Origin of the sequence: Streptomyces sp. NPDC048196 (assembly GCF_040652715.1) — a bacterium.
Lineage (GTDB): Bacteria > Actinomycetota > Actinomycetes > Streptomycetales > Streptomycetaceae > Streptomyces > Streptomyces siderophoricus.
Genome location: NZ_JBEZMM010000001.1, coordinates 361,371 through 386,449 on the forward strand (window position 1 = coordinate 361,371; position 25,079 = coordinate 386,449).

Genomic DNA, 25,079 nt, shown 5'->3' on the forward strand with positions numbered 1-25,079 from the left:
GAGTTCAGGCGCCCATGCGCAGAACGTCCCGGCCACCATTGCGAGAATGCCACCCGCTCTTATTGTGGCGTCCCACCGGATCCCTTGCGTCACCGATGTCCGCGTTCCGGGCCGAGACCCCGGAAGAAATCGGAAATCCGGAGGGCTGATGGCCACGCACGCCATGGAAAAGGTGTATTCGGGGAACGGCACCGTACGGCTGCACCGAGCCGGGGACGTGACCGACCCCGACGCCTTCCGGGAACGACGGCGCACCCGCAGACGACGCCTGGCGGAGTATCTGGCCGACGGCCGGGCGGAAACCCGCTATTTCCCGGTGCTGTCCGTACTGGCACCCGTCATGACCCAGTCCGAAGGGGAAATCACCTACCCGGGCGACCCGATGTGCCTCTACACGGCGCTGAGCCTCGCCGTGCACCGGGCCGTGGCCGACGCCGGCCCCTTGGCGGACGCCGCGCACTACACCGATCTCGCACCCGAGTGGACCCGGTTCCCGTCCAAGAAGTACCGGCTCTCCGCCGGCGACGACGGATACCGGGCCTACGGAACGGCCCCGAACACCGACCGCACCGTCTTCGACCCCCGGGTGTGGGACGACACGGCCCGCGCCCTGTGGGTACGGATGCTGCGCGAGGTCGGACCCCGGGTCGTCCTCATCAGCGCCGTATCGCCCGCCCACCGCTATGCGCTGCAGATCGCCGAACTGGCCAAGCGCGAGGTCCCGGAAACCTTCGTCATCCTCGGCGGCCGGCACGTCGACGAGACCACCACGGCCACCCCCGACGGCCAAGGACTGCTGCTCAAGCCCAGCAGCCCGCTGGCCGTCATGCAGCAGGGCAAGGTGCCCCGGGTGGTCGACGCGGTGATCAGCGGCGAGGCCTACCACGCCGTGGACCTGCTGATGCGGGCCCTCGCACTGGCCACCGACCTCGACCGGCGCCGGGTCGACCGGGACCAGGTGCTGCCGTGTCTGCAAGGGCTGCTCGCCGAAGAGGGGCCCGGTGCCGGCAACTCCCTCGTCGTCCTGGCGGAAGGGGACACCCTCGACGCGGTACCGCTGCGCGGCGGTGCGCTCGACCTCGCCACGCTGCCCTCGCCCTACGAAGCCTTCGCCATCCGCTCGCGTTTCCCGATCTTCACCGACCCGGAATCCGGCGAAGTGCTGCGCACCGCCCACTTCATGGTGTCCAACGCCTGTCCCTACCGCTGCAACTTCTGCTCCGAGTCCGCGCAGTTGAGCAATGGCCTCAAGCGGTTCAAGGACGATGCGATCGGCACGGCGGTCCAGCGGGTCTGCGAATACGTCGGCTACGGCGCCGCCTCGCTCTTCTTCGACGACTCGGTCTTCTGGAGCGGCCGCTACCGCGACATCGGCAATTTCTGCGAAGAACTCAGCCGCATACGCCGCACCCCGCCCACCGAACTCGACGCCCGTTACCGGCACTTCCTCCCTCACGACGACGACATCGAGCGGCTGCACGGCCTCCAATGGGGCGCACAGCTGACCGTCGACACCCTCGTCGCACTCCATTCCGCGGAAGAATCTGACGCCATTCTGCGGAAGATGAAGGAAGCCGGCTGCACCTACGTCTACATCGGCATCGAAAGCATGTCGACGCAGGTCATGACCCATATCCACAAGAACCTCCGCCGGGACGAGCGCAAACCCTGGCGGGAAAAGGTCCGGGAGGCCGCCGCGCTGGTCAAGGCGCACGGTCTGCAATTGGGCACCTCCGTCCTCTTCGGCCTGGACGGCGAAACCCGGTCGAGCATCGACGAGACCATCCACGAGGTCGGCCGGCTCATCGACGACAAGCTGATCGATCTGGCCAGCCCGAACATCCTCACCTACCACCCCGCGACACCCGTCACCCGGGCCCACGGCATGCAGGACCGGCTCGACTACCACTCCCCGCGCATCGACAACCGAAAGCCCTACATCTACTTCGAGGAAGCCTTTCCCGACGTCGTCTCCGTCCTGCTGACCGAGGACGACATCTGGCACATCCACCACGAGACCCGGCACCGCTGGGGCGGTGCCCGCAATGACGCGGCACCGGTCCCGGTCGAGGCCGGCGCGGAATGAGGAGAACCTGATGCCCGCTTCCCGCCCTGTCTCCGGTCAGCCGCTGCAACAGCCCTCGGGCATGCCCACGGAGAGATACACCGCCTACCCACGGGTCGACCTGCCGGACCGTTCCTGGCCGGCCGCCTCCCTCACCCGGGCCCCGCAATGGTGCGCGGTGGACCTGCGGGACGGGAACCAGGCGCTCGCCGTCCCCATGGACCTCGCCCGCAAGCGGAAACTCTTCGAACTCCAGGTCCGGATGGGATTCAAGGAGATCGAGGTCGGTTTCCCGGCGGCCAGCAGGACCGATTTCGATTTCATCCGGCTGCTCATCGAAGAGGACCTGATACCGGACGACGTCGCGATCCAGGTCATCATGCCGGCCCGCGAAGAACTCATCCACCGCACCTTCGAGTCCCTGGCCGGCGCCCGCCACGCGATAGCCCACCTGTACAACTCCACCTCCTGTCTGCAGCGGGAGGTGGTGTTCGGGATGGACCGCGCACAGATCAAGGACCTGGCGGTGCGCAGCACCCGGCTGTGCAAAAAGCTGACCGAGGACCTGGGAAGCCCCGGTATCCGCTACGAATACACCCCGGAGTCCTTCACCGGCACCGAGCTGGACTTCGCACTGGAGATCAGCAACGCGGTCACCGACGTATGGGACCCCGCCCCGGATCACAAAATGATCCTCAACCTCCCCGCCACCGTCGAGATGTCGACCCCGAACATCTACGCCGACCAGATCGAATGGATGCACCGCCACCTCGACCGGCGGGACTCCCTCATCCTCTCCATCCATCCGCACAACGACCGCGGCACCGCCGTCGCCGCCGCCGAACTCGCCTGCATGGCCGGTGCGGAGCGCATCGAGGGCTGCCTCTTCGGCAACGGCGAGCGCACCGGCAATGTCGATCTCGTCACCCTCGGACTCAACCTCTTCACCCAAGGCGTCGACCCGATGATCGACTACTCGGATCTCGCCGAGGTCGCCGCCACGGTCGAATACTGCAACCGGCTGCCGGTGCACCCCCGCCACCCGTACGGCGGCGAACTCGTCCACAGCGCCTTCTCCGGCTCCCACCAGGACGCCATCAAAAAGGGTTTCGAGGCCCTGGAACACCGGGCCGCCGCCACCGGCACCCCCCTCGGCCGGCTGCCCTGGGCCGTGCCGTACCTCCCGATCGACCCCAAGGACATCGGCCGCGACTACGAAGCGGTGATCCGGGTCAATTCGCAGTCGGGGAAGGCGGGTTCGGCCTACCTGCTGAAAAGCGCACATCACCTGGACCTGCCGCGCCCGCTGCAGGCGGAATTCGCCCGGATCATCCAGGAGCACACCGACGGCACCGAAGGGGAGCTGTCCGCCGACGAAGTCTGGTCGGCCTTCCGGCGCACCTACCTGGAATCCACCCGACCGCTCGCCCTCCTCGACCACACCGCGCAGAGCTCCGCCGACGGCGCCACCCGGTCCCTCACCTGCACCCTGCTGACCGGCACCGGCGACACCCTGACGCTGACCGGCTCCGGCACCGCACTCGCCGACGCACTCCTCGACGGCCTCGCCACCACGGCACACCCCGAGACCCCCGACCCCACCGCCCTCACCCTCGGGGACCTCACCCAGCACCCCCTCCCCGCGGACGGCGACCGGGCCCCGCGGTTCGCCGCCTACGCCCGCATCGACCACCACCAGCGCTCCGCCTGGGGCGCCGGGATCGCCCCCGATACCGCCACCGCCACCCTGCAGGCCGTCCTCAGCGCGGTGAACCGCCTTTCCGCAGGAAGCGCCGGAGTTTCGTCAGCGGCCAGGTGTTGATGACGTCGTCCTTCGAGAGCCAACCGCGCTGCGCCGTGCCCACGCCGTACCGCAGATAGGGCAGATGCGTGGTGGAGTGCGCATCCGAATTCACCGCGAACTTCACGCCGTGGCGCTTGGCGCGCAGGATGTCCTCGTCGCACAGGTCGAGCCGTTCGGGATGGGCATTGATCTCCAGCGCGGTGCCCGTCCTGGCGCAGGCCGCGAAGACCGCGTCGAAATCGGCGTCGATTCCCGGGCGTTTACCGATCCGGCGCGTCGTGGGATGACCGATCACGGCCACGTACGGATTCTCACAGGCACGGATCAGGCGCCGGGTGAGGGCCTGCCGGCTCTGGTTGAAGTGCGAGTGGACGGAGGCGACACAGAGGTCGAAACCCGCCAGGAATTCGTCCGGCCAGTCGACCTCACCGTCCGGCCCGATGTTGAGTTCGGTGCCGTGCAGCAGTCGCATCCCGTGGTACCGGCGGTCCAGCGCACGTACCTCCTCCCGCTGCGCGAGCATCTTCTCGTCGGTCATCCGCTGCATATAGAGGTTCGGAGCATGGTCGGTGACGGCGTAATAGGCATAACCACGTCCGGCGGCCGCGGCGACCATGTCGTCCAGGGACGAGAGGCCGTCGGTGAGGTCGGTATGGGTGTGCAGATCGCCGCGGATGTCGCGCTCGGTGACCAGGTCGGGCAGTTCGCCCCGGAGCCCGGCCGCGACCTCACCGCGGTCCTCCCGCAGGGTCGGCGGGATCCACGGCAGCCCCAGCCGGTCGTAGATCCCCTCCTCCGTCTCCGAGGTGATCATCTCGCCGCTCTTGGCGTGGAACAGCCCGTACTCGGACAGCTTGAGCTTGTGGCGCACCGCGATCGCCCGAGTGCGGATGTTGTGCGCCTTCGACCCGGTGAAGTACTGCAGTCCCGCACCCCAGGACACCGGCGGCAGCACCCGCAGATCCACCTGCAGCCCCTTGGTGGTGCGGATCGACGTCTTCTTCTCCCCGTGCGCGATGACCTCGGCGGTGTACGGCAGCTCGGCGAGCGCCGCCATGAACGGCGCGGACCGCTCGGCTGCGACCAGGATGTCGATGTCCCCGATCGTCTCCCGCATCCGGCGCAGCGACCCCGCGTACGTGCACCGTCTGCAGCCACGGATCCCCGACAGTTCGGCGACGATCTGCTCCGCCAGCTCCATGGCGGCACCCAGCAGGATCCGCCCTTCCCCGGCCTTCTGCATCAGCGAGATGCCGTGCAGGATGTTCTCCTCGGTCTTCTCACCGAACCCCTTGAGCTCCCGCAGCCGCTCCTCGTGGACGGCGTCGAGCAGTTGGTCCACAGAGGCGATGCCCAGCACCTCGTAGAGGACCATCGCCTTCCGCGGGCCCAGAGTGGGGATGCTGATCAATTCCCGGACTCCGGCGGGGACCGAGGCCCTGGTCTCCTCGATGGTGACGACCCGCCCGGACCGCAGATACTCGACGATCTTCTCCGCGATCGAGGCGCCGACGTGCGGAATCTCCCGCAGCCCCGGCACATCGAGCTGGGTGACGTCGACGGGGTAGCCACCGACGGCGCGGGCGGCCTTCTCGTAGGCACGGGCCTTGAAGGCGTCGCCACCACTGATCGCGATGAGGTCGGCGTACTCCTGCAGCAGCGCCTCGACCTCCTCATTGGCGCGGACCATACCTCCAGGGTGCGCCCGTATCGGCCCCGCGGCACGGCCGGCCGTCACCGTGCGCACACGACCGTCACCGACCGTCCCCCTACGGCCCGGCGCCCGCCTGTCCCACCACGCCGACCTGCCCGGCCTCCCGGGTCCCGTTTTTTGCACGCGGTTCGGGGAGGACTGCGGCGTGGTGCCCGTGTGCGCGCGGAACCGGCGGCTGAAGTCCCGCTCGCTCACCCCCGCCACCGCCGCCATCGCCTCCAGCGTCACTTCGCGGGGCCCGACGACGGGACGCGCCCTCCGTCCGTCCCCACCGGGCGTTACGGTCGAACTCCTCGGCCGGTGCCGTGCCGGCCGTATGTGGTGCCGCGTCGACGGACGTGGTGATCGGAGGTCGAACCGGATGCTGGTGGTGGGGCGCTCGGAGGTGGAGACGCTGCTCGACATGGACGCGCTGATCGATGCGCTGGCGTCGGCGATGACCGACCTCAGCGCCGGCCGGGCCGCCGCGCCGGACCGGGTGGCGGCGACGGTGCCGGAGCGGGAGGGCTTCGTCGCCGCCATGCCGGGCTATGTGCCCTCCGCAGGGGCGCTGACGAGCAAACTCGTCTCCGTCTTCCCGCGGAACGCCGGTACGCCGCTGCCGACCCACCAGGCGCTCATCGTCGCCTTCGACCCGGACACCGGCGAGCCCACGGCCCTGCTGGACGGTACGGCGATCACCGCCGCGCGGACCGCCGCCTGCTCGGCGCTCTCGGCGCGGCTGCTCGCGCGTGCGGACGCGTCGGTGCTGGCCCTGCTGGGCACCGGCGCCCAGGCCCGTTCCCACGCCCGCGCGATGTGCCGGGTCCGGCCCCTCCGCCACATCCGGGTGGCCGGCCGCAACCCGGCCCACGCCACCGCCCTCGCCGCCGAACTCTCGGCCGAACTCGGCATCCCCGCCGAGGCGGTGGCCACCTACGCCCAGGCGCTCGACGGTGCGGACATCGCCGCGGCCACCACCCACGCCGTCGCACCCGTCGTCCGCCGCCCCTGGCTGACCCCGGGCGTCCACGTCACCTCCGTCGGCTTCAACCCCGCCGGCCGCGAGGTCGACGACGCCACCATCGCCGACGCCCTGGTCTGCGTCGAATCGCGGCAGGCGGCCCTGGCCCCCTTCCCCGCCGGGAGCAACGACCTGCTCCACCCGATCCGCGACGGCGTCATCACCGCGGACCATGTGCACGCCGAACTCGGCGAACTCCTCACCGGGAGCCGGCCCGGCCGCACCGCGCCCGGGCAGATCACGCTCTACAAGTCCGTCGGCGTAGCCGTCCAGGACGCCGCGGCGGCAGCCCTCGTCGTCGAAGCCGCCCGGGAACGGTCCGCGGGAACGCACATCGACCTGGGCTAGGACCAGGGCCACCGCGGCACCGGCCTCCACCGGGTGCTACACGCCGCTCGCCTCGTAGTCGGGGGCTGCGGCCGGGGTCGTTCGGGCGGCCGGGCGCATGGTCAGGGTCAGTACGGCCAGTCCGGTGAAGATGACCGCGGCGGCGAGGCCGGTGACGTGCAGGCTGGTGGTGAACGCCGCCCGCGCGGTGTGCAGCAGTTCCGCGGCCTGGCCGGTGGGAAGGTGCCGGCTGGCGGCGACCGCGCCGGCCAGCGAGTCGGACGTGCCGTCCATCCGGCTGCGGTAGACCACCGCGGCCACCAGACCGAGCAGCGCGAAGCCGAGCGAACCGCCGAAGTAGTTGCCGGTCTCCGACATCGACGCCGCCGAGCCGGCGCGTGCCGGCGGCACGGACCCCACGACCAGCCCGGTGCCCAGCGCGAACAGCGGGCCGGTGCCCAGTGCCAGTACGGCGATGCCGGTCATCACCAGTGGCAGGGCGCTCGCACCGCCGGGGCCGACGCCGACCAGCAGCAGGCTGCCCAGCGCCGACCCCGCCAGCCCGCCGGCGATCGCGGTGGTCTGCTTCATCCGCCGGGCCAGCGCCGGCGCGGCCATGGTGCCGACCGCCACGCCCAGGCCCATCGGCGCGAACAGCACCGCGGACGCGACCGGCGAGAAGCCCAGCACGCTCTGCAGGTACTGGGTCACCAGCAGGCCCGTACCAGCCATGGCGAGCCCGGCGAAGACCAGCGCGACGAGCACGGCGGTGAAGGGGCGGTTGCGCAGCAGCCCCAGGTCCAACAGCGGCGTCTCCCGCCGCAGTTGCCGGCGTACGAACAGCGATCCGGTGGCTGCGCCGACGACGAGGGCCAGCGCCGGCACGACCGGGACACTGTCGACGGCCAGCTGCTTGATGCCGTAGATCATCAAGAGCACCGCCACGAGCGACAGTCCGACATCGGCCAGGTCCAGCCGGCCGGCCCGGTCGCTGCGGAACTCCGGCAGCAGGACCGGTCCGGCGAGCAGCAGCACCGCCATCGCCGGCACGGCGACCAGGAACACCGACCCCCACCAGAAGCACTGGAGCAGGAATCCGGCGAGTACGGGTCCGAGCGCGCCGCCGGTGAACTGACAGGTCGCCCAGATCGCGATGGCCTGCCCGCGCCGCCGTTCGTCCCGGAACATCTGGGTGATCAGGGCCAAGGTGGACGGCGCCAGGGTCGCGCCGGCGACGCCCAGCAGCGCGCGCGCGACGATCAGCATCAGCGGGCTCACCGCGAAGGCGGCCACGACGGACAGCACCGCGAACGCCGCTCCGCCGATCATCAGCAGCCGTCGGCGGCCGATCCGGTCCCCGAGCGTGCCCATCGTGATGACCAGCCCGGCCACCATGAGGCCGTAGCTGTCGCTGATCCACAGCTGCTGGACGCCGGTGGCACCCAGGTCGGCGCTCAGCCGGGGGAGCGCCAGGAGCAGCGCCGTCATGTCCATCGCGACGAGCAATGTCGGCAGCATGAGGACGACCAGGCCCAGCCAGGCCCGGCGGGCTCGCAGATCCGAAAGCACGAAAGCTCCCTGTTCTCTCGACGTGTTCTCTCGACGTGTTGTCGTGAGGTGTTCTCTCGACGTGTCGCCGGTTGGTCGGAGCGGCCGGGAGCTTCTTGACATCGCGGGGACGGATGCGACGGGAAAAACCCATGGGAAATTTCTTGGCGGGCGAGGTGCCGGGGATGTCAAGAAGACGACGGCGACTCCGACCACCGGTCGAAGGGCCACCGATCGAAGGACCCGGTCGAAGGACCACCGGCCCAAGGGCCCGGCCAGGGCCCGCCGAACCACGAGAAGCACCAGGAGTACGAGATGAAGTTCCTGATCAGCCTGCACATCAACCCGGCCGTGCTGGACGCGCTGACCGACGAGGAGAAGGCGGGGATCGGCGACGGCCACGCCACGTTCATCGAGTCGCTGAGGACGTCCGGCGAGCTGATCACCACGCAGGCGCTGGTCGACCCGTCACAGGCCGCCGTGGTGCGGGTCCGCAATGGTCAGCCGGCGGTCACCGACGGACCTTTCCTGGAGGCCAAGGAGTATCTGGGCGGCTTCTACCTGATCGACTGCGAGAACAAGGAGCGGGCGATCGAGCTGGCCACGCAGATCCCGGACAGCGCGATCGACGGTCTGGGGGTCGAGGTGCGGCAGGTGATGTTCGCTGACGGACAATTGGAGGCATGACCGCACCACCCATGGAGGACCTGCTGCGTGAGCTCACGCCGCAGGTCCTCGGCGCATTGGTACGCCGGCACGGCCAGTTCGAAGGCTGTGAGGACGCCGTACAGGAGGCCGTCCTCGCCGCCACCGTGCAGTGGCCGGCCGAGGGACTGCCCGACAACCCGCGCGGCTGGCTGATGACCGTCGCGTCCCGGCGGCTCATCGACCAGATGCGCAGCGACCATGCGCGCCGCGAGCGGGAGTCCGCGGTGGCCGCCGAGGTGGTGCCCGAGGACGTCCCGGACACCGACGACACGCTCGTCCTGCTGTTCCTGTGCTGCCATCCGACGCTGACCGCCGCCTCCCAGACCGCCCTGACGCTGCGGGCGGTCGGCGGCCTGACCACGGCCGAGATCGCCCGGGCGTTCCTGGTTCCGGAGGCCACCATGGCGGCCAGGATCAGCCGGGCCAAGCAGCGCATCAAGGCCGCCGGCAGCTCGTTCGGCCTGCCGGACGGCGCGGAGCGCGAGGAGCGGCTACGGGTCGTCCTGCACGTCCTCTACCTGATCTTCAACGAGGGCTACACCGCTTCCTCGGGCAGCGAACTGCACCGTGCCGACCTCGCGCACGAGGCGATCCGGCTGACCAGGACGGTGCACACACAGCTGCCGGCGGACGGCGAGGTGACCGGGCTGCTCGCGCTGATGCTGCTGACCCACGCCCGCCGGGAGGCCCGTACGACGGCGGCCGGCGACCTGGTGCCGCTGGACGAACAGGACCGTACGAAATGGGACCGCGCGCTGATCGACGAGGGCCTTGAGCTGGTCAAGTCATCGCTGGCGGGCCCGGCCCTCGGTCCCTACCAGCTCCAGGCCGCCATCGCCGCCACGCACGCCGACGCGGCCACGGCCCGGGAGACCAACTGGCCGCAGGTGCACGCCCTTTATCTGATCCTCGAACGCATCGCGCCCAACCCGATGGTCACCCTCAACCGGGCGATCGCCCTCGCCGAGACCGAGGGCCCGTCGGCCGGGCTGGCCCTGCTGAACACCCTGGACAGTGACGAGCGGATGGCCGGGCACCACCGTCTGCTGTCCGTACGGGCGCACCTGCTGGAGAAAACCGGCGACACGGCCGGGGCGTACGAGCACTACCGGCGCGCCGCGAAAGCCACCGCCGGCATCGCCGAGCAACGCTACCTGGAAGCCCGGGCCGGCCGGCTGCGGCAGGAGAGCCGCCGGCCCTCCTGATGCTGCCCGCGGCATCCACAGGAAACCCACAAGTTTGCCTCCTACCTTCCCGATGCGGCTACCGTGCACGGATGCCGCCGGCGGGTGTGTCGGGAACCGGGACGGCATGGACAGTGAACTGCACACGATGCGGTGGCGCGGTGGTCCAGGGGCCGGACGGCCGATGGTGCTGCGGCAACTGCGGGGCGAGCGGATGAGCCGAGGCGCCCGATGAGATGAGAGTGGAGCCCTGCATGTGCGCGGCCAAGCGCCTCGACCGAGTCCTGGTCGTCGACGACGACGCGATGATCCTGCGGTCCCTGGGGCGCGGCCTGCGACTGAACGGCTTCGACGTCGCGCTCGCCGAGGACGGCCCGACCGCTCTCGCGCAACTGGCGAGGACCCCGCCGGACGTGATCGTCCTCGACGTGTCCCTGCCGGGAATCAGCGGCATCGAGGTGTGCCGCACGCTGCGGGCCGACGGTGACGAGGTGCCGGTGCTGATGCTGTCCGCACTGGACGAGCTGGCGGACCGGGTCGCGGGCCTCCAGGCCGGCGCCGATGACTACCTGGTCAAACCCTTCGCACTCAAGGAACTGGTCCTGCGGCTGCAGGCCCTGCTTCGCCGCCGCCCGCCCGCAGGCAGAGACCTCGTGCAGGTCGGTGACCTGGTCCTCGACACGGCCGCGCGCGAGGTGACGTACGGGGGCGTGGCGGTGGGGCTCACCCGGCGGGAGTTCGAGCTGCTGGAGGTCCTCGCCCGCAACGCCGGCGTCGTCCTCACCCGCGACCAGCTCCTGGACCGGGTGTGGGGCTACGACTTCGAGGTCCGCACCGACGCCGTCGACACGTTCGTGAGCTATCTCCGGCGCAAGACGGAGGCCGGCGGCCGGCCGCGCCTCGTCCACACGGTCCGCGGAGTCGGCTTCGTGCTGCGCGCATCCGCCACGGACGCCGCGCGATGAGGCTCACCACCCGGATCGCCCTCGTCATGGGCCTCGCCATGCCCCTGCTGGTACTGGGCTCGGGCGCGCTGCTGCTGCGCCTGGTCACCCGCGACGTGCACGCCGAACAGGACGCCCATCTGCGGGAACGCGCCGCGGTGCTGCTGCCGCTGGCCAGGGGGCTGCTGCGGACCGAGGAGAGCGGACAGCCGCGGAAGGCGGCGAACCGGGAGCGGCAACTGCTCGACGCGGGCCTCGACGTCGGGGTGCGGCTCCTGGCGGCCGGCGGCGGGCCGGTGACGGACGGGAGCGCCGGCGGCGATCCGGCCGTGTCCGGTCGGAACACGACCACGGGCGGTGGCCCGCAGGGGTACCGGGTGGTGGCCGCGGCAGGCCCGCAGCCGCCCGCCCCCGCGTCGTTGCCGGTCGCCGCACCCGACCCGGTGACCGTACGGGCCCGCGGCCAGGCCTGGCGGGCGCTGTCGGTCGAGGTGGGCGGCGCGAACGCCCGAAAGGGTCCGCGCGGCACGCTGTGGGTGTTCTCCCGCGGATCGGCCGGGACCGCCGAGGTCACCGCCGTACAGCACCGCATCCTGGTGGTGGCGCTGATCGCCGCCCCACTGGCCGGGTTGCTCTCCTGGGCCATCGCCGAGCGTGCCACCCGCCCGCTGCGCCGCCTGCAGCGCCGGGCCGGCGGCCTCGACCCCGGCACCAGCACGGCGCGCCTGGACCACGCCCCGTCGCGGATCACCGAGGTGGACGACCTGGCCCGCACCCTGCAGACCGTACTGTCCCGGTACGACGAGCAGGCGGCGCGGACCCAGGAGGCACTGGCGACCGCACGGGCCTTCTCCGCGACCGCCTCCCATGAACTGCGCACCCCGCTGATGGGCATGCAGACCAATCTGGACGTCCTCACCGACCACCCCGACCTCGATCCGGACGACCGCGCCGATGTCCTGGCCGACCTGCGCTCCGGCCAGCAGCGGCTGATGGCCACGCTGATCGCGCTGCGGGCGCTGGCCCAGGGCGACTTGGTGGAGGCCGACGCCTTCGGTGTCGTGGACCTCTCCGAGCTGGTGGCGGCGGCGGTGGCGGATGTGGAACGGCACGTGGCGCGCCACCATCCCGGCGTCCGGCTGACCCTCCGGCTCACGCCCGGGCTGATGCTGAGCGCCTGGGAGCCGGGGCTGCGGATGGCGGTCGACAACCTGCTCCGCAACGCGGTGGTGCACGGGAGCCGGGCGGGACTGCCGGCGCGGATCGAGGTGGCGCTCCGGCCGGGCGGTCGGCCGGCGGACCCGGTGGCCGTGCTCACCGTGGACGACGACGGTCCGGGCATCGCACCCGAGGAGCGTCAGCAGGTCTTCCAACGGTTCCACCGCCGCGCCGGCAGCCCCGGGTCCGGCCTGGGCCTGACCCTGGTCGCCCAGCAGATCGCCCTGCACCGCGGCACGGTACGGATCCTGGACCGGCCGACGGGAACCGGCGTGCGCTTCGAGGTCCACCTGCCCCGGCCCGGCGACCCGGCGGCCGACACCCGCACCCTGGAACTGCCACTGCACCGCGCCTGGTTGAGCGAGGTCCCCGGGGAGGGCACGCACGAGCTGCCGACCAGGGCCTGACCGACCCCATCACCTCGTACGGGGCCGGGATTCCTTGACCACCCGCGCGGTGGCCCGGCCCGCCCCCGCGGAGCACCGCACCGAACGGAACCGGCCGCCGACCTCCGCGACCCAGAAGGCGTCCGCCACCGTGAGCGCCTGGACGCACCGGCTGCGCCGCCAACCCCCGAAGCACGCCTCGACGACGTCGGCGCCGGCCGGCAGCTGCCCCCACGCCAGCGTCCAGTGCCTCCCCGCCCGGCCGCCGTACCGGCCACCCCGGAGCGGGGAGACACAGAGCGTGCTCACGACGGACACATCGATCAGTCCGGCCCCGCTGTGCACCTCCAGCGCCGGTCGCCCCTCGGACCCCCGCCCGACGCGCAGCAGCCAGCCGCTCAGGGGCAGCCGCACGTCACGTGGTCCAGGGGAGGTGAGGACCGTGGCCCCCGCAGAGAAGGGCTCGTCCGACACGAGGAAGCCACCGTGGTCCACTGTCTCTCTCCCAGCTTCGAGGCACGGTGCACCTGACCGTCGCCGACACTCACGTACACCGTCGCCGACCTCTACGGACGCCGTCGCCGATGCTCTCGCCGATGCTCAACTACCCCCGACCATAAGGACGATCCTTGTGGATTCCCTGTGCCCGCAACGCCCCCGTGCGGACGGCGAACGCACCACGTAGCCGCTCACAAGGTCCCCACAAAAAACGCCCCTACGTTCTGCCACACGGCCCGCCCGCCCGCTTTTGCGAGGCCCCTGCGGCCGCCTTCATCCATCCCCTGACATCCCAGGCACTTCCAGACTTTCCCTCATCCATTCCTTCCTGAAGGGAGCACCACCATGCAGCGTCCCAAGATCGCTCTGGCAGGAGCCCTGTCCACCCTCGCGCTCACCGGTTGCCTGCTGAGCGGGGCGGTGTCGGCGAACGCGGCGGACTCCGGCAGCCCGTCGTCCGCCGAGCCCTCGGCAACCGCCCCGCACAACGGCAAGGGCAACGGCCACGGCAAGGGCATCTGCCACCGAGTGCCCAAGCTGGAGCAGCGCATCGACAAGGCACTGGACCGGCTCAACGACGATGCCCACACCCGTGGTTCGATCGCGCGCCTGGAACAGCGGGTGAAGAACGCCCGCGCCAAGAACCGCGACGCGGTCGCCACCTTCCTCCAGGACCGGCTCACCCACCGCAAGGAGCTCAAGCCCACGCTCACCCGCGAGCGCACCGACCTCAGGGCCGTCGCGGCCTGGTGCGCGACGAAGGACGGTGACAAGAAGGGCACCGCCTCGTGAGGCAACGCTCCCGGCGTGCCGCGCTGCTGCTGACCGCGGCGCTCGCGGTACCGCTCCTGGCGGTCACGGGCTGTTCGCAGGACTCCGGCCGGTCGGCAGCTCCCGGAGGCTCCGGGGGAAGCGGCGCGTCCTCGGCCTCCCACGCACCCACCTCAGCCCCGACCGCCGGCACGCCATCCGGTTCGTCCACCGAGGAACAGGAGATGGCGAAGAAGGTCCAAGAGGCCGAGAAGGCAGCGGACGCGGCCGACGCCGACGCGGCCGAGGACCCGCAGTGAGGGTCCGGTAGGGGAGGGCGGGGCACCGGTGGGTCCTTCCCGATCGGGCAGGCCAACCGGACACCCCGCCCCACGACTTGCGCACGTGACGGATCCACGCAGCCATGGGCCGCGTGGATCCGTCGGCCGTTCGGTCGCGTCAGTCCAGATCGTGCGAGTAGTCGGTGGTCACGCAGCCGTCCACCTCACCGTCGTCGGTGGTCTTGCCCTCGGGCGCGTGGAAGCCGGGGGCGCAGTTGAGGAACAGCAGCCCGGCATCGAGCAGCTTCCGGCGTTGGTCGTCGCTGCTCGGGTCGACGGCGAAGTCCTCCCCGATCATCAGGTCGTCCTGCTCGGACGTGTCCCCCTTGACGGCGGTCTGGAACGCCTCCATGTCCTCGATGGTCAGGAAGTCGGCGTCCCCGCCGCCGACCGCCGGGTCGTCACACTCGCCACCGCCGTTGATGCCCTTCATGCCCATGGCCTCGGCCCTTGCCACCTCCGGGGGCGGGGCGATGTCGACCTTCTCGCAGTGGAGCGCCGTTCGGAGAAGTTCCCCGGCCCCCTGCGGCGACCCACCGGAGGGCAGGCTGCTGCAAGCGGAAACCGATGCCAGGGCAAGGACAGTGCCGGCCGTGGCGAGTACTCGATGGAAACGCATGAATTCCTTTGCAGTGGTGGCTTCGAGACGAGCACCGAACGGCTGTGACGGTGCATCGGCTGCCAAAAGGCGAAAAAGCCATCTGCACTCCCCCGTTCCCCCGCTCTGATCATTTGACCGGAACATGGTAAACGCAGCCCGCACCGGCTGCGTCGCGTCAGCCGCAGCACGAGACGGCCTCGGACGGCAATACAGTCACCCCCGGCGATGCCGGACAAGGTCTGTCGCGGCTGAGCGGCCGTGAAAACCGGTTGCCGACGACCGGGATCAGACCCAGGCTTGCGGTCATGCTCCCCTCAGCTTCGTGACCCAGTGCTTCCACCACCGTGACGAACGAAGACCAAGAACGTGAGCCGCATCATCCGGGATTACACCGCCGCGGACGAAGAGTCATGGCTCCGCTGCCGGGTTCTGTCCTTCCTGCACACCCCCTACTTCGATGACGTCCGGCAGGCCAAACCAGAGATCCCTACCCCGGGATTCGAGTTGGTGGCCATAGGAGACTCCGGGACCGTACTCGGCATCATGGACGTGACGGTCGACGAAGACCTGGCCACCATCGACACGGTCGCAGTGCACCCCGATCACCAGCACCAAGGACACGGCCGGGCGCTGCTCACCGAGGCCAGATCCCGCGCCCGGGCTCTGGGACTGACCACACTTGATGCGTGGACCCGGGACTTCCCCGACACGTTGCGCTGGTATCGCGCCATGGGGTTCGCCGAAAGTGACCACTACCTGCATGTTTACGCGAGCCACTACACCGAGCCCGGCGAACCTGCCCGCGCGATGGGAAGTCGCCGACAGGGCCTGAAGCCGATGGCCGCGTTCCTGCACGCCGACCTCGCCGACGAGCAGCGGTTGAGAACCGAGTTCGCCCGCATCCACGTCTGCCGCCGGTTCGCACTGTTGCTCTGACGCTGTCCACCCACGGTTGAGCGAGGCCACCGCCTGGGGCGGGGATGTGCCTCCCGCTCACACGCTCGGAAGTCAACGCCTGGCCCGCCCGGCCTACGGCCCTTGGATGCTCAGGATGACCGCCGTTCCGGCGATGGTCCGGTCTTCGTGCATGGTGATGACTTGGCTGGCCTGCAGGTGCTGCCACTGTGCCGGGTCGAGGGGGGCCAGGCGTACGGTGGCCCGTCCGCCGGGCTCCAGGTGGGGCGCGAACTCCACCCACAGGCCGGCGATGTTGAGGGCCGGTTCGCCGGTCGGGGCTCGATTGCCGATGTTCCACATCGGCCGGAGGACGCCGGCTCCCGAGAAGGGTGTCTGTCGGCGTGCCACGTCGGCCGGTACGAGGGTGAGGTCGGCACGGATGATGCCGTGTCGCGCTTCGTAGCAGCGCCAGTGACACCAGGCCGCGCTGCGCTCCAGTCGCATCTGCTCGGCGGCGGTGGCGAGCGTCTGCCAGAACGCGAGCGGTAGCGGAGGGACCTCGCCGAGTTCTTCCAGCAGACCGAGCGCCACTTCCCATTCGTCGTGAGTGAGGTGGTCCCAGACATCGTTCACCGTGAGGTCGTTCTCGGTGGCGAGGGGTTCGGGGACCAGCAGTGCGGCGGCTTCCAGCAGCCTGGGGACGTCCATGCCCCGATTCTGGACGAGGGTCCCGCCCCGCAGGCTCGCAGGCCCCTCCCGGCCGGGACCAGGGCGTGATCCCGGCCTGCTGCTGTCTGAGCCGTACTACTTCGCGGCCGGTCCGACGGGGACCGGGAGTGGGCCGGCCGCGCAGGTCGTGTCGTGCTTCGGCGCCTTGCCGGTCAGCAGGTAGGTGGTGACGATGTCGTCCACGCATGCGTTGCCGTTGCGGTACTGACCGTGGTCGCCGCCGCCGGTGACGGTGACCAGGCGGGAGCCGCGCAGGGCCCGGTGGTCCCGGAGGGCGGCCTCGTAGTAGGTCGCGGGGTCGTGCACCGAGTTGAGCATCAGGGTCGTCGGCAGTCCGGCCCCGGTGACCTTCACCTTCGGCGCGGTCGTCGTGGGCCAGTACGCGCACACCGATGAGAAGGCCAAATCCCGTGCGCCGACGAGTGGTTGGGTCTTCGTGTCCTTGGCGCTCCGTCGGATCCAGTAGTCGATATCGCGGTTCCAGGCGGTGTCGTTGCAGGTGACCGAGAAGTACTCGGCAAGGAATTCCGGGCTGAGATACGAGCCGAAGACCTTTTCCATGAGCTGCCGCTCCGGATCCCCTGCGCCGTCCCCGTGGTCGAGCGCGACGAGCGCCGACGCCAGGGCGGGGAAGCCCTCCTTGGCGTTGTAGATGGCCTGGATGGTGCCGTTGTCCAGCTGGTTCGGTCCGATGACGACCTGGCCGACGGTCACCGGGTGCTCCGCCAGCGCCCGCCGGCGCGCCTCCCACCGGGCCTTGGCCTGCCGGGCCGTCCGCCCGTAGTGGTAGACGGCGTCGTACTTCGCCAGCCAGGGCAGGAAGTCCTGCTCGAACCGGCGCTGGAAGCTCTTCGGCTGTCCCGTCTCGAACCCCTCCCAGGAACCCGACCAGCCGACGTTGCTGTCCAGCACGGTCCGCTCGATGCGCCGCGGGAACAGCGTCGCGTAGTAGGCGCCGATCATCGTGGCGTAGGAGGGCCCGTAGTAGGAGATCTTCCGTGCACCGAGCAGCGAGCGGAACAGGTCCATGTCACGGACCGTCTGCTCGGTGGTCAGGTACGGCAGCAGCCCGCCGCTGCGGGTCCGGCAGTCCTGGACCAGCTTGCGCGACCGCGCCAGCACGCCCTGGACCGCGGCGGGGGAGCGGTCCCGGAAGTCGTGCGCGAAGAACTCCCGGAACTCCGCGTCGGTCTGGCACACCGGGCGGGTGCTGCGACCGACGCCGCGCTGGTCGAAACTGACCACGTCGTACGCGGCGCCCACCGCGGGCTCGTCCTTGACGAAACCCTCCGGTCGGTTCAGCCCCGAGGCACCCGGCCCGCCCGCCGCCATCATCAGCACCCCGCGCCGCCCGGCGGGGTTGCTCGCCCGGTGCCGGGAGACCGCCACGGTGAGGTCCACACCGGCATCCGGCCGGTGCCAGTCGCGCGGCACCGTCATCCGCGCGCACTCCAGTGACGAAGCGCCCTCACAGGGCTGCCAGTCCAGCCGCTGCTGCGCGTACCGGGCGGGCACCCGCATCCCTGCCCCGGTGGCCTGCGCCCCGCCCGCCGGCAGCACCGTCGCGGCCACCACCGCTGCGGCCACGCCCGCCAGTGCGGACGCGCCCCACCACCGCGGACGCGGCACCCTCCCCGAAACCCACGACCCTGCCATCGAACCCTCCCGGACGTGTTCCTTCATCTACCGGGACTGATCCTTCCGCCGGGCACCCGACCGCTCGATCCCTCCAGCATCCGTCTTGGGGGTGGCACTGGTACCACCCCCAGGACGGGAAGCCCCGGGAACGCAGGCGGCCTAGTCCGCGGTGATGGCTCGCGCGGCCTCGACCAGCGTCTTTCCTCCGGCCCGGCCGGTCATCACGAGGCGTGGCAGCCAGGGCCCCGTGCGGTCGTACGCATGGGTGACGGTCGGCTCGCCGGTCTCCTGCTGGGTGCCGTCACCGAAGTACCAGTGGTAGCGGTAGCCGGCGGCGGGCGGGTTTCCGTGCACGGTTGCCGAGATGCGCACCTCGGTGCCGACCGGGGCGTGTGCCGGAAGGCTCAGCCGGGCGGCCCGAGGGCCCTGCCGGGGCAGGCGGAACCACTCGCGCACCCGGGGGTTGAGGAGGAAGGCATCGGCGTACTGCCGGGCGCCCTCGATGTCGGGGTGGCCGACGGCCGCGCTCAGGCACTGCAGGGGAGTCGCGCTCAGCTCCGGGCAGGCCCGGGTGCGCAGCGGGAACGCCGGGTCGGTCACCGGAGTGTTCCAGACCTTGGAGTCCCGGGTGAGAAGGGCATTGTCCACGGTGAACAGCCCGTCGGCCGCCACCGCGTACGGGCCGTCGGCGGACGCCTTGTTGGCGGCGGCCGCCGCCTGGTGGTAGGCGGCAATGGCCAGTTGTGTGTACTGCTCATAGCGCTCGGCCACCCTGCCGAGGGCGGCCTTGCAGGAGGCCAGCCGGGCCCCGGCCACTCCCGGGACCGAACAGGTCTTCACCGGGATCGGGGAACTGCTGCGGCTCAGTGCGTAGTAGAAGTCGGCCACGATCACCTTCGGCCGGCCCGGCAGGGAATGGGCCTTCTCGATCGCCGCCTGCATCCCGCGTCCGCCGTATCCGACCTTCGCGCCGCTGAAGTAGGGCACGTCCTTGGCCGGGTTCTCCGCTGCCGCACCGATGCCGGAGCACTCGCGCTTGACTGCCTCGGGCACGCTTTCCGAGCCGGGAGTGATGCCGACGCCGATGCCGAAGAAGGGATCGAGGTCATTGATGCACCCGTTGATCACGACCAGGTCGAGGCCGTAGCCGCCCGACCGTGCCTGTGCTCCGGCCCTTTCCAACTGGCAGAAGACGTCCGGCATTTGTTGGGTGACCTCGCCGAACTCCATTTCCCCGTCGCCGTCCGGGTCCTGCTTCTCGGTCGTGCGCAGACAGTCCGCGTCCTTGTTGCCTGCGGGCAGATCGGGCGCGTCAAGCACCGCGCCGGAGATCGCGTAGTCGTTGAGCCGAAAGCCCCGGCCGGTCTCGCGGCCGAGCAACTGACCGGTCAGATAAGGGAACTTCTGGTCGTGGTCCAGACCCTGGCCCCAGACCACCGAGTCCCCGACGGACGCCACCCGCACCGGGTGGCACCCGCGGCGCAGCGTGTCCCGCCAGACCTTTCCGTAGCGGCCGGGTGCCTGGCCGTCGGGCGTGCCGGCGATACGGGCGTCGACCTGGAGGGCGGTCTCGGTCGCGGGCACCCGGTCGAAGGGGATGCTGAACTCGGCCGTTCCGACACGTGCGTTCATGTCGAGGCGCCCGCCCGCCAGTTGCTCCGCACCGGCGCGTACCCGCCACTCCACGGTGGCGCCGGCCTTCGCCGCGGCCGGGTCGTAGACCTCCACCCGGCCGCGCACAGGTCCACTGCACACCGGATTCGGCGTCAGGTCCACATCGAGGACGAGCGGAAACGCCGACCCCGGCAAGGCCGTGGCCTGCGCCTCGACGGGGAGACCGCCGAGGAGCTGACCCAACAGCACGGCGACCGCCCCGATCGCCCCGGCCCTCCACCGCCTCCGTGCAACCCGCCGCCGCGACCACACCAATCTCACGCCAACACCCCTGTCCCTGCCGTCATTTCGGTCCGTGCGGAAACGACTGCATTCCGCATCGGTACGGATCATGACAGTTGGGAGATCGGTGTGGACTGTGTGCAGCGCTCCATACTGAGTGAAACTGATCACTTACTTGCAGTTACGCCCGGGAAGGGTGAGGAACGAGCGCATGGTTCCCTAACCGATGTCGGGCTCGGACCGTACTTCGATCCGGTCCCCCCGGCGTTCCATTTCCAGCACGACGAGCTCGTTGCGGCCCTTCCGCCACAGATGACCGGGCGCGTACAGGGTGACCTGCGGTCCGAGGGACCAGTAGCGGCCGAGCGGGAATCCGTTGAGCCAGACCATGCCCTTGTCCCAGCCGGGGAAGGCGAGGAAGCCGTCCGCGGGGGTGGCGACGTGGACCCGGGTCCGGTGGAAGGCGGGGCCGGTCGGGGTGTCTTCGTTGCGGAATTTCAGAGCCGAAAGGTCGTCGAGGGGGAGCCGGCGGATCTCCCAGTCGTGCAGCTCTTCGTCGTCGAGGCAGACCTTGCCGCTGATTCCCTTGGGATCGTTGAGGCCCTGACCGAAATTGACCCGCCCGGTGGGGTCCACCAGGAGGTCGAGGGTGCCGGACGCGTCGGCCACGGTGAAGTCGACGGTATGGAGCGGCTGGTTGCGGTCGAAGGTGCCGATCCGCTTGCCGTCGCCGAAGACCAGCGCACGGTCGCCCAGCCCCGTGATCCGCAGGCGCCTGGTCCCCTGCGGCCCGCGCACCCGTGTGCGGTAGTGGATCAGACCGTGCGGCTGCCCGAGGGCCTCCATATGGACGGGGGTGGTGCGCCGCACCGGAGTGCTGCTCAACGCGTCGACGACGTCCATCAGCGGCACCGACTCGCGTACGGAGACCCGCTGGGCCGGCATCCGGCGCGGCGTGGCCGGCAGGGGCGTGTTCGGCAGGGTGGTGTATTTGGCGAGTACGTCGCGCACCGCGTGGAACTTCTCCGTGAGTTCGCCGGATTCGCTGATCGGGGCGTCGTAGTCGTAGCTGGTGACGGTGGGTTGATAAGCGCTGCCGCTCAGATTGGCACCCGCGTACCAGCCGAAGTTCGTGCCGCCCACCGCCATATAGAAATTGATCGACGCTCCTGCTGCGAGGATCTTCTCCACGTCGGCGGCGGTCCGCGCGGGGTCGGAGGTGTGGTGCCGCTCGCCCCAGTGGTCGAACCAGCCGTCCCAGAACTCCGTACAGAAAAGGGGCTTGTCCGGCTGGAATCTGCGCAGTTCCGCGAAGGGGCCGGTGGGGTCACCGGCGAAGTTGACGGTGGAGAGGAGATCGGGGAGGCTGCCCGCTTCCAGCGCTTGCTGAGTGGCTCCGTTGGAGCAGAACAACAGGCTGTCGATGCCCTGCGCCCGCATGGTGTCCCGCAGATGTTCCAGGTGGGCGTGGTCGTCACCGTAGCTGCCGTACTCGTTCTCGACCTGCATGGCGATGATCGGCCCGCCGCGCGTGGCCTGCAGATCGACGAACCGGGGAAGCAGTTCGGCGAACCAGGTGTCGACCGCTTGCTCGTACGCGGGGTCGGAACGGCGCAGCGGGGCGTCCTTGTTCTTGAGGAGCCAGGCGGGCAGCCCACCGAAATCCCATTCCGCGCAGATGTACGGTCCCGGTCGCACGATCACCTTCAGCCCCGCCTCGTCCGCGGTGCGGACGAACGCGGTGACATCGCGCCACCCGGTGAAGTCGGCCTTCTTCTCGTACGGTTGGTGGAAATTCCAGGCGACGTAGGTCTCCACCGTGTTGAGTCCCATGGCCCGCAAGCGGAGCAACCGGTCGCGCCAGTCCTTGGGATGCGTCCTGAAGTAGTGGAAGGCACCCGAAAGGATCCGGAACGGCTTGCCGTCCAGCAGGAATTCGTTCCCGCGGATGGTCAGTCCCCGGGGGCTTTCGGCCTGTGCGAGGGTCGTACGGCTGCCGCCCAGGGCGACCCCCAGGGACGCGGCCCCCACCATGGCTGAGCTCAGAAACCTACGTCGGCTGAACTGCGTCATGTCTGCTCTCCTCGACTCGACCGGTCGTCGCCAAAGCTCGAACATGTTCAGGAGTGCGCGTTTCTGTGTGTTGAGAGTGTTGTATAGAACAGAAACAAGCACAAGGGTTCGTGGCGTCCACCGGAACTGACGCGCCCGTCCGTCCACAAGATCATCGTCAGCCGAAGTCCGTCGCGGGCTCCGTGGCATAGCGGCTCATCGCCTGGAGGTTGGCCTGGGGGGCCAGTGCCTGGCCGCCGGCAAGCATGTCCTGCAGGTCCCGGAAGTACTGCACATAGAGGTCCGGCGTGAAAGTGCTGAGCATGACGGCCGGTTGGTCGGTGACGTTGGCGAACGTGTGCGGGGCTCCGGGCGGGACCATCACGAGCGTGCCCGCGGCCGCGTCAATGTCCTGGTCCCCGACCGTGAACCGCACCGTGCCGGAGATGATGTAGAAGCCCTCGTCGTGCTGGGCGTGACGGTGCTGCGGCGGTCCGGGCGTGTGCGGCGCGAGGACGGACTCGGCCATCCCGAGACGGTGACCGGTGTTGCTGCCGTCTTCGAGGACGCGCAGACGCGTGGTGCCCAGGAAGATGGTCTCCCCGTCGCCCGGGCCGACCACCGATACGGCGGGTGCGGCGATCGGCTCGCGGGCCTTCGTTTCATGAGTCATGTCGTCAGTCATGCTTCGATCTCACAGTCAGGGCACGGGGACTGTCCAAGACCCCTTCGGTGAGCTCGATACCGTACGGGTATCGTCGCGCCATGGAGCTACGCACGCTGCGCTACTTCGTGGCTGTCGCCGAGGAACTCCACTTCGGCCGGGCCGCCGCCCGGCTGCACATGAGCCAGCCGCCCCTGAGCCGGGCGATCAAGCAGTTGGAAACCGAAGCCGGCGCCCCGCTGTTCGACCGGTCGTCCGCCGGTGTCACCCTCACCCCGGTGGGAGCGGTACTGCTCGATGAGGCGCGCGCCCTGCTCGACCAGGCCGACCGGGTGCGCCTGCGCGTGGCCGCGGCGGCCGGCAACGCCACCCTCACCGTCGGCATCCTGGGGGGCAGCAGCGACCCGGGCGCAACCCGGCTGGCCCGCGCCTACCACCGGCGGCACCCGCGCGTCGAGGTGCACATCCGCGACACGGACCTGACCGACCCCACCTGCGGGTTGCACGCCGGAGCGGTCGATGTCGCGCTGACCCGCGGGCCGTTCGACGGGACCGGCCTGAGCCGGCACGAGCTGCGTGCCGACCCGGTGGGGGCCTTGCTGCGCACCGACGATCCGCTGGCCCGCCGGGACCGCCTCAAGCTGGCCGACCTCGCCGGCCGCCGTTGGTTCCGCTTCCCGGAGGGCACCGACCCGCTCTGGCAGTCGTACTGGAACGGCGGGGAACCTCGTGACGGTCCGGTGGTGCGCGCGGTCCAGGAATGCCGGCAAGCCGTTCTCTGGAACGGCACGGTCGGCATCACGCTCCTGGACCACGAGCCGGTGAGGGGGCTTACCGTGGTGCCGCTGAGCGACATGCCACCGAGCCGCGTGGTGGTGGCCTGGCACGCGGGCGATGCGAATCCCCTGATCCGCTCGTTCGTCCGGATCGCGCTCGCCGCCTACCGCGACGGAGACCCCCCACCAGCGCGCAGCCTCCGATAGCGCCGGGCCGCCAGCCCCCAGCACGTGCCGAAGAGCAGCCAGTACGGCGACCACAGCAACAGGTCCCACTGCGCCTGGAAACGCGCAAGGTCGGCGTGCGCGGGCGGAACGGAAGCCCAACCGGCCAGCACCCGCACATCACCGGCGAATCCGTAGCCCAGGAGGCCGAGCGCACGCGCCACCATGAACGCGCACCCTGCCCAGGAACCGGCGAGCAGCATGCCGCGGCGGAACCTGCCGTGCGGTCCGAAGCGACCGGACAGATGAAGCGCGGCCGCCATGCCGACCAGCGCCAGGGCGACGGACGCCCAGCTCCCGGCGACCGCTCCCGGAGCGGCGTTCAACACGTCGTCCCGGGCACCCGTCGGCAGCGGGGTCTCCCGCATCAACAACGCACCGCCCAAGGCCCAGTCGAGCTTCATCGCACCGTAGGCGAAGGCACACCAGAAGGCGAGGGGCGCGGCGACCGCCGTCGGGTCACGGCGATCGGTCCGAGTACGGCGACCGGTCACCGGCGCGCCTCTGTCGCGACGCCGGCGTGCGGACGGCTGCGCAGGAAGTACGACACCGTCACCACGACCCACGCCGCAATCCCGACGCTGCCCATGACCGCCTCGTAAACCGGGCCCCAGCCAAGGCGCACCATGTCGAAGTCCGTGCGCTGGACGGTGATCACCGCTCCCAGTGACTGCAGCACCGCGGCCAGTGCCAGGGCGCACAGCAGAGCCCAGCGCGGGATGCGCGCTCCCCAGCGCGCGATGGTCGCCCATGCCACCACCACCGCAAGCAGACCGAGCGAAGCGTTGCCCGCCTGGGCCAACCCCGGGTGCGCGAACTGCGCCTGCACCTCGGCGGGTGCGGGATGGCCGGGCATACCGACCTCCCCGCGCGCCGCCATGTACGCCTTCTGCCCCACGTACACCAGCGAGCCGGCCACCGTCAGCCACACCGCGACCCGGACGCGGGGCCCGGCGGGCGCCGGCCGGGCCGGCCGGAGCAGTATGCGGCGGGCCACGGCAATGCGGGCGCTTGCGTCAACTCTCATGGATCCGATGCTGGCCCGGCACCCGCACCGCCCGCTTCCTGCCCTGGAGCCACCCGCTCCACCGAGCGGGCGAACCGCGCGTCC

22 protein-coding genes are annotated in these 25,079 nt (G+C 70.4%); 11 read left to right on the forward strand and 11 right to left on the reverse strand.

The genetic code is table 11. The features are described 5' to 3' along the window. Positions 1–148 precede the first annotated feature (148 nt). Positions 149–2,086: a radical SAM protein gene (locus AB0E02_RS01715; RefSeq protein WP_362134811.1), complete on the forward strand. Its 1,938-nt coding sequence runs from the start codon at positions 149–151 to the stop codon at positions 2,084–2,086. A 61-nt stretch (positions 2,087–2,147) separates the two neighbouring features. Beyond that, positions 2,148–3,887 (forward strand): 2-isopropylmalate synthase, encoded by a 1,740-nt coding sequence (leuA, locus tag AB0E02_RS01720; protein ID WP_362134813.1) that lies wholly within the window; start codon positions 2,148–2,150, stop codon positions 3,885–3,887. On the opposite strand, the gene polX is transcribed toward leuA, so the two are convergent. Further along, the gene (gene polX, locus AB0E02_RS01725; RefSeq protein WP_362134815.1) at positions 3,826–5,559 is read right to left on the reverse strand and encodes a DNA polymerase/3'-5' exonuclease PolX; all 1,734 of its coding nucleotides are present in this window, start codon (positions 5,557–5,559) and stop codon (positions 3,826–3,828) included. The two genes, leuA and polX, sit on opposite strands and share 62 nt — an antisense overlap. A 385-nt stretch (positions 5,560–5,944) precedes the next feature. Here polX and AB0E02_RS01730 point away from each other — a divergent pair, with 385 nt between their 5' ends. After that, positions 5,945–6,934, forward strand: a complete 990-nt coding sequence (locus tag AB0E02_RS01730; protein WP_362134817.1) for an ornithine cyclodeaminase family protein — start codon at positions 5,945–5,947, stop codon at positions 6,932–6,934. 36 nt (positions 6,935–6,970) lie between these two features. Here the strand turns inward: AB0E02_RS01730 and AB0E02_RS01735 are convergent, their stop codons facing one another. Then, positions 6,971–8,482, reverse strand: coding sequence for an MFS transporter (locus AB0E02_RS01735; protein ID WP_362134819.1), 1,512 nt, complete (start codon positions 8,480–8,482; stop codon positions 6,971–6,973). Between the two features lie 294 nt (positions 8,483–8,776). Here AB0E02_RS01735 and AB0E02_RS01740 point away from each other — a divergent pair, with 294 nt between their 5' ends. The 4 genes from AB0E02_RS01740 to AB0E02_RS01755 all read left to right on the forward strand — a co-directional run bounded on the left by AB0E02_RS01740 (position 8,777) and on the right by AB0E02_RS01755 (position 12,922). Continuing rightward, a complete protein-coding gene (locus AB0E02_RS01740) occupies positions 8,777–9,148 on the forward strand; it encodes a YciI family protein (RefSeq protein WP_362134821.1) in 372 nt (123 codons plus the stop codon). After that, positions 9,145–10,374 (forward strand): DUF6596 domain-containing protein, encoded by a 1,230-nt coding sequence (locus AB0E02_RS01745; protein WP_362134823.1) that lies wholly within the window; start codon positions 9,145–9,147, stop codon positions 10,372–10,374. Before AB0E02_RS01740 ends, AB0E02_RS01745 begins: the two co-directional genes overlap by 4 nt. Positions 10,375–10,607: 233 nt before the next feature. Then, positions 10,608–11,318 (forward strand): response regulator transcription factor, encoded by a 711-nt coding sequence (locus tag AB0E02_RS01750; protein ID WP_362134825.1) that lies wholly within the window; start codon positions 10,608–10,610, stop codon positions 11,316–11,318. Beyond that, on the forward strand, positions 11,315–12,922 hold the full coding sequence (locus AB0E02_RS01755; protein ID WP_362134827.1) for a HAMP domain-containing sensor histidine kinase: 1,608 nt from the start codon (positions 11,315–11,317) through the stop codon (positions 12,920–12,922). The genes AB0E02_RS01750 and AB0E02_RS01755 overlap by 4 nt, the downstream gene beginning before the upstream one ends. A gap of 9 nt (positions 12,923–12,931) precedes the next feature. Here the strand turns inward: AB0E02_RS01755 and AB0E02_RS01760 are convergent, their stop codons facing one another. Next, the gene (locus tag AB0E02_RS01760; RefSeq protein WP_362134829.1) at positions 12,932–13,315 is read right to left on the reverse strand and encodes a hypothetical protein; all 384 of its coding nucleotides are present in this window, start codon (positions 13,313–13,315) and stop codon (positions 12,932–12,934) included. 429 nt (positions 13,316–13,744) lie between these two features. On the opposite strand from AB0E02_RS01760, the gene AB0E02_RS01765 reads away from it, so the two are divergent. Together AB0E02_RS01765 and AB0E02_RS01770 are read left to right on the forward strand one after the other, a co-directional pair. Beyond that, entirely contained in the window at positions 13,745–14,191 is a 447-nt protein-coding gene (locus AB0E02_RS01765; protein WP_362134831.1) for a hypothetical protein, read from the forward strand. Then, positions 14,188–14,469 (forward strand): hypothetical protein, encoded by a 282-nt coding sequence (locus tag AB0E02_RS01770; RefSeq protein ID WP_362134833.1) that lies wholly within the window; start codon positions 14,188–14,190, stop codon positions 14,467–14,469. Before AB0E02_RS01765 ends, AB0E02_RS01770 begins: the two co-directional genes overlap by 4 nt. A gap of 139 nt (positions 14,470–14,608) precedes the next feature. Here the strand turns inward: AB0E02_RS01770 and AB0E02_RS01775 are convergent, their stop codons facing one another. Further along, positions 14,609–15,109 (reverse strand): hypothetical protein, encoded by a 501-nt coding sequence (locus AB0E02_RS01775; RefSeq protein WP_362134835.1) that lies wholly within the window; start codon positions 15,107–15,109, stop codon positions 14,609–14,611. A gap of 348 nt (positions 15,110–15,457) precedes the next feature. Here AB0E02_RS01775 and AB0E02_RS01780 point away from each other — a divergent pair, with 348 nt between their 5' ends. Then, entirely contained in the window at positions 15,458–16,027 is a 570-nt protein-coding gene (locus AB0E02_RS01780; protein ID WP_362134837.1) for a GNAT family N-acetyltransferase, read from the forward strand. Positions 16,028–16,120: 93 nt separating this feature from the next. On the opposite strand, the gene AB0E02_RS01785 is transcribed toward AB0E02_RS01780, so the two are convergent. The 5 genes from AB0E02_RS01785 to AB0E02_RS01805 form a co-directional block, all read right to left on the reverse strand. After that, the gene (locus AB0E02_RS01785; protein WP_362134839.1) at positions 16,121–16,696 is read right to left on the reverse strand and encodes a hypothetical protein; all 576 of its coding nucleotides are present in this window, start codon (positions 16,694–16,696) and stop codon (positions 16,121–16,123) included. 96 nt (positions 16,697–16,792) lie between these two features. Next, complete coding sequence (locus AB0E02_RS01790; RefSeq protein ID WP_362134841.1) at positions 16,793–18,400, reverse strand: alpha/beta hydrolase; 1,608 nt, start codon at positions 18,398–18,400, stop codon at positions 16,793–16,795. A 114-nt stretch (positions 18,401–18,514) separates the two neighbouring features. Then, the gene (locus AB0E02_RS01795) at positions 18,515–20,218 is read right to left on the reverse strand and encodes a PKD domain-containing protein (protein WP_362134843.1); all 1,704 of its coding nucleotides are present in this window, start codon (positions 20,216–20,218) and stop codon (positions 18,515–18,517) included. 252 nt (positions 20,219–20,470) lie between these two features. Then, the gene (locus tag AB0E02_RS01800; RefSeq protein WP_362134845.1) at positions 20,471–22,285 is read right to left on the reverse strand and encodes a beta-galactosidase family protein; all 1,815 of its coding nucleotides are present in this window, start codon (positions 22,283–22,285) and stop codon (positions 20,471–20,473) included. Between the two features lie 196 nt (positions 22,286–22,481). After that, the gene (locus tag AB0E02_RS01805; protein ID WP_362134847.1) at positions 22,482–22,976 is read right to left on the reverse strand and encodes a cupin domain-containing protein; all 495 of its coding nucleotides are present in this window, start codon (positions 22,974–22,976) and stop codon (positions 22,482–22,484) included. Positions 22,977–23,068: 92 nt separating this feature from the next. On the opposite strand from AB0E02_RS01805, the gene AB0E02_RS01810 reads away from it, so the two are divergent. Further along, entirely contained in the window at positions 23,069–23,950 is an 882-nt protein-coding gene (locus tag AB0E02_RS01810) for a LysR substrate-binding domain-containing protein (RefSeq protein ID WP_362134849.1), read from the forward strand. Here the strand turns inward: AB0E02_RS01810 and AB0E02_RS01815 are convergent. Both AB0E02_RS01815 and AB0E02_RS01820 read right to left on the reverse strand, forming a co-directional pair. Beyond that, entirely contained in the window at positions 23,908–24,462 is a 555-nt protein-coding gene (locus tag AB0E02_RS01815) for a DUF3995 domain-containing protein (RefSeq protein WP_362134851.1), read from the reverse strand. The genes AB0E02_RS01810 and AB0E02_RS01815 overlap by 43 nt on opposite strands. After that, positions 24,459–24,995: a hypothetical protein gene (locus AB0E02_RS01820; protein WP_362134853.1), complete on the reverse strand. Its 537-nt coding sequence runs from the start codon at positions 24,993–24,995 to the stop codon at positions 24,459–24,461. The genes AB0E02_RS01815 and AB0E02_RS01820 overlap by 4 nt, the downstream gene beginning before the upstream one ends. Between the last annotated feature and the right edge of the window lie 84 nt (positions 24,996–25,079).

What these genes read in the sequence shown, in the direction of transcription:
- AB0E02_RS01715 (WP_362134811.1), top strand. Translation starts at nt 149, where the DNA reads ATGGCCACGCACGCCATGGAAAAGGTGTATTCGGGGAACGGCACCGTA.
- leuA (WP_362134813.1), top strand. Translation starts at nt 2,148, where the DNA reads ATGCCCACGGAGAGATACACCGCCTACCCACGGGTCGACCTGCCGGAC.
- polX (WP_362134815.1), bottom strand. Translation starts at nt 5,559, where the DNA reads ATGGTCCGCGCCAATGAGGAGGTCGAGGCGCTGCTGCAGGAGTACGCC.
- AB0E02_RS01730 (WP_362134817.1), top strand. Translation starts at nt 5,945, where the DNA reads ATGCTGGTGGTGGGGCGCTCGGAGGTGGAGACGCTGCTCGACATGGAC.
- AB0E02_RS01740 (WP_362134821.1), top strand. Translation starts at nt 8,777, where the DNA reads ATGAAGTTCCTGATCAGCCTGCACATCAACCCGGCCGTGCTGGACGCG.
- AB0E02_RS01745 (WP_362134823.1), top strand. Translation starts at nt 9,145, where the DNA reads ATGACCGCACCACCCATGGAGGACCTGCTGCGTGAGCTCACGCCGCAG.
- AB0E02_RS01750 (WP_362134825.1), top strand. Translation starts at nt 10,608, where the DNA reads ATGTGCGCGGCCAAGCGCCTCGACCGAGTCCTGGTCGTCGACGACGAC.
- AB0E02_RS01755 (WP_362134827.1), top strand. Translation starts at nt 11,315, where the DNA reads ATGAGGCTCACCACCCGGATCGCCCTCGTCATGGGCCTCGCCATGCCC.
- AB0E02_RS01765 (WP_362134831.1), top strand. Translation starts at nt 13,745, where the DNA reads ATGCAGCGTCCCAAGATCGCTCTGGCAGGAGCCCTGTCCACCCTCGCG.
- AB0E02_RS01775 (WP_362134835.1), bottom strand. Translation starts at nt 15,109, where the DNA reads ATGCGTTTCCATCGAGTACTCGCCACGGCCGGCACTGTCCTTGCCCTG.
- AB0E02_RS01785 (WP_362134839.1), bottom strand. Translation starts at nt 16,696, where the DNA reads ATGGACGTCCCCAGGCTGCTGGAAGCCGCCGCACTGCTGGTCCCCGAA.
- AB0E02_RS01790 (WP_362134841.1), bottom strand. Translation starts at nt 18,400, where the DNA reads ATGAAGGAACACGTCCGGGAGGGTTCGATGGCAGGGTCGTGGGTTTCG.
- AB0E02_RS01800 (WP_362134845.1), bottom strand. Translation starts at nt 22,285, where the DNA reads ATGGTGGGGGCCGCGTCCCTGGGGGTCGCCCTGGGCGGCAGCCGTACG.
- AB0E02_RS01805 (WP_362134847.1), bottom strand. Translation starts at nt 22,976, where the DNA reads ATGACTCATGAAACGAAGGCCCGCGAGCCGATCGCCGCACCCGCCGTA.
- AB0E02_RS01810 (WP_362134849.1), top strand. Translation starts at nt 23,069, where the DNA reads ATGGAGCTACGCACGCTGCGCTACTTCGTGGCTGTCGCCGAGGAACTC.
- AB0E02_RS01820 (WP_362134853.1), bottom strand. Translation starts at nt 24,995, where the DNA reads ATGAGAGTTGACGCAAGCGCCCGCATTGCCGTGGCCCGCCGCATACTG.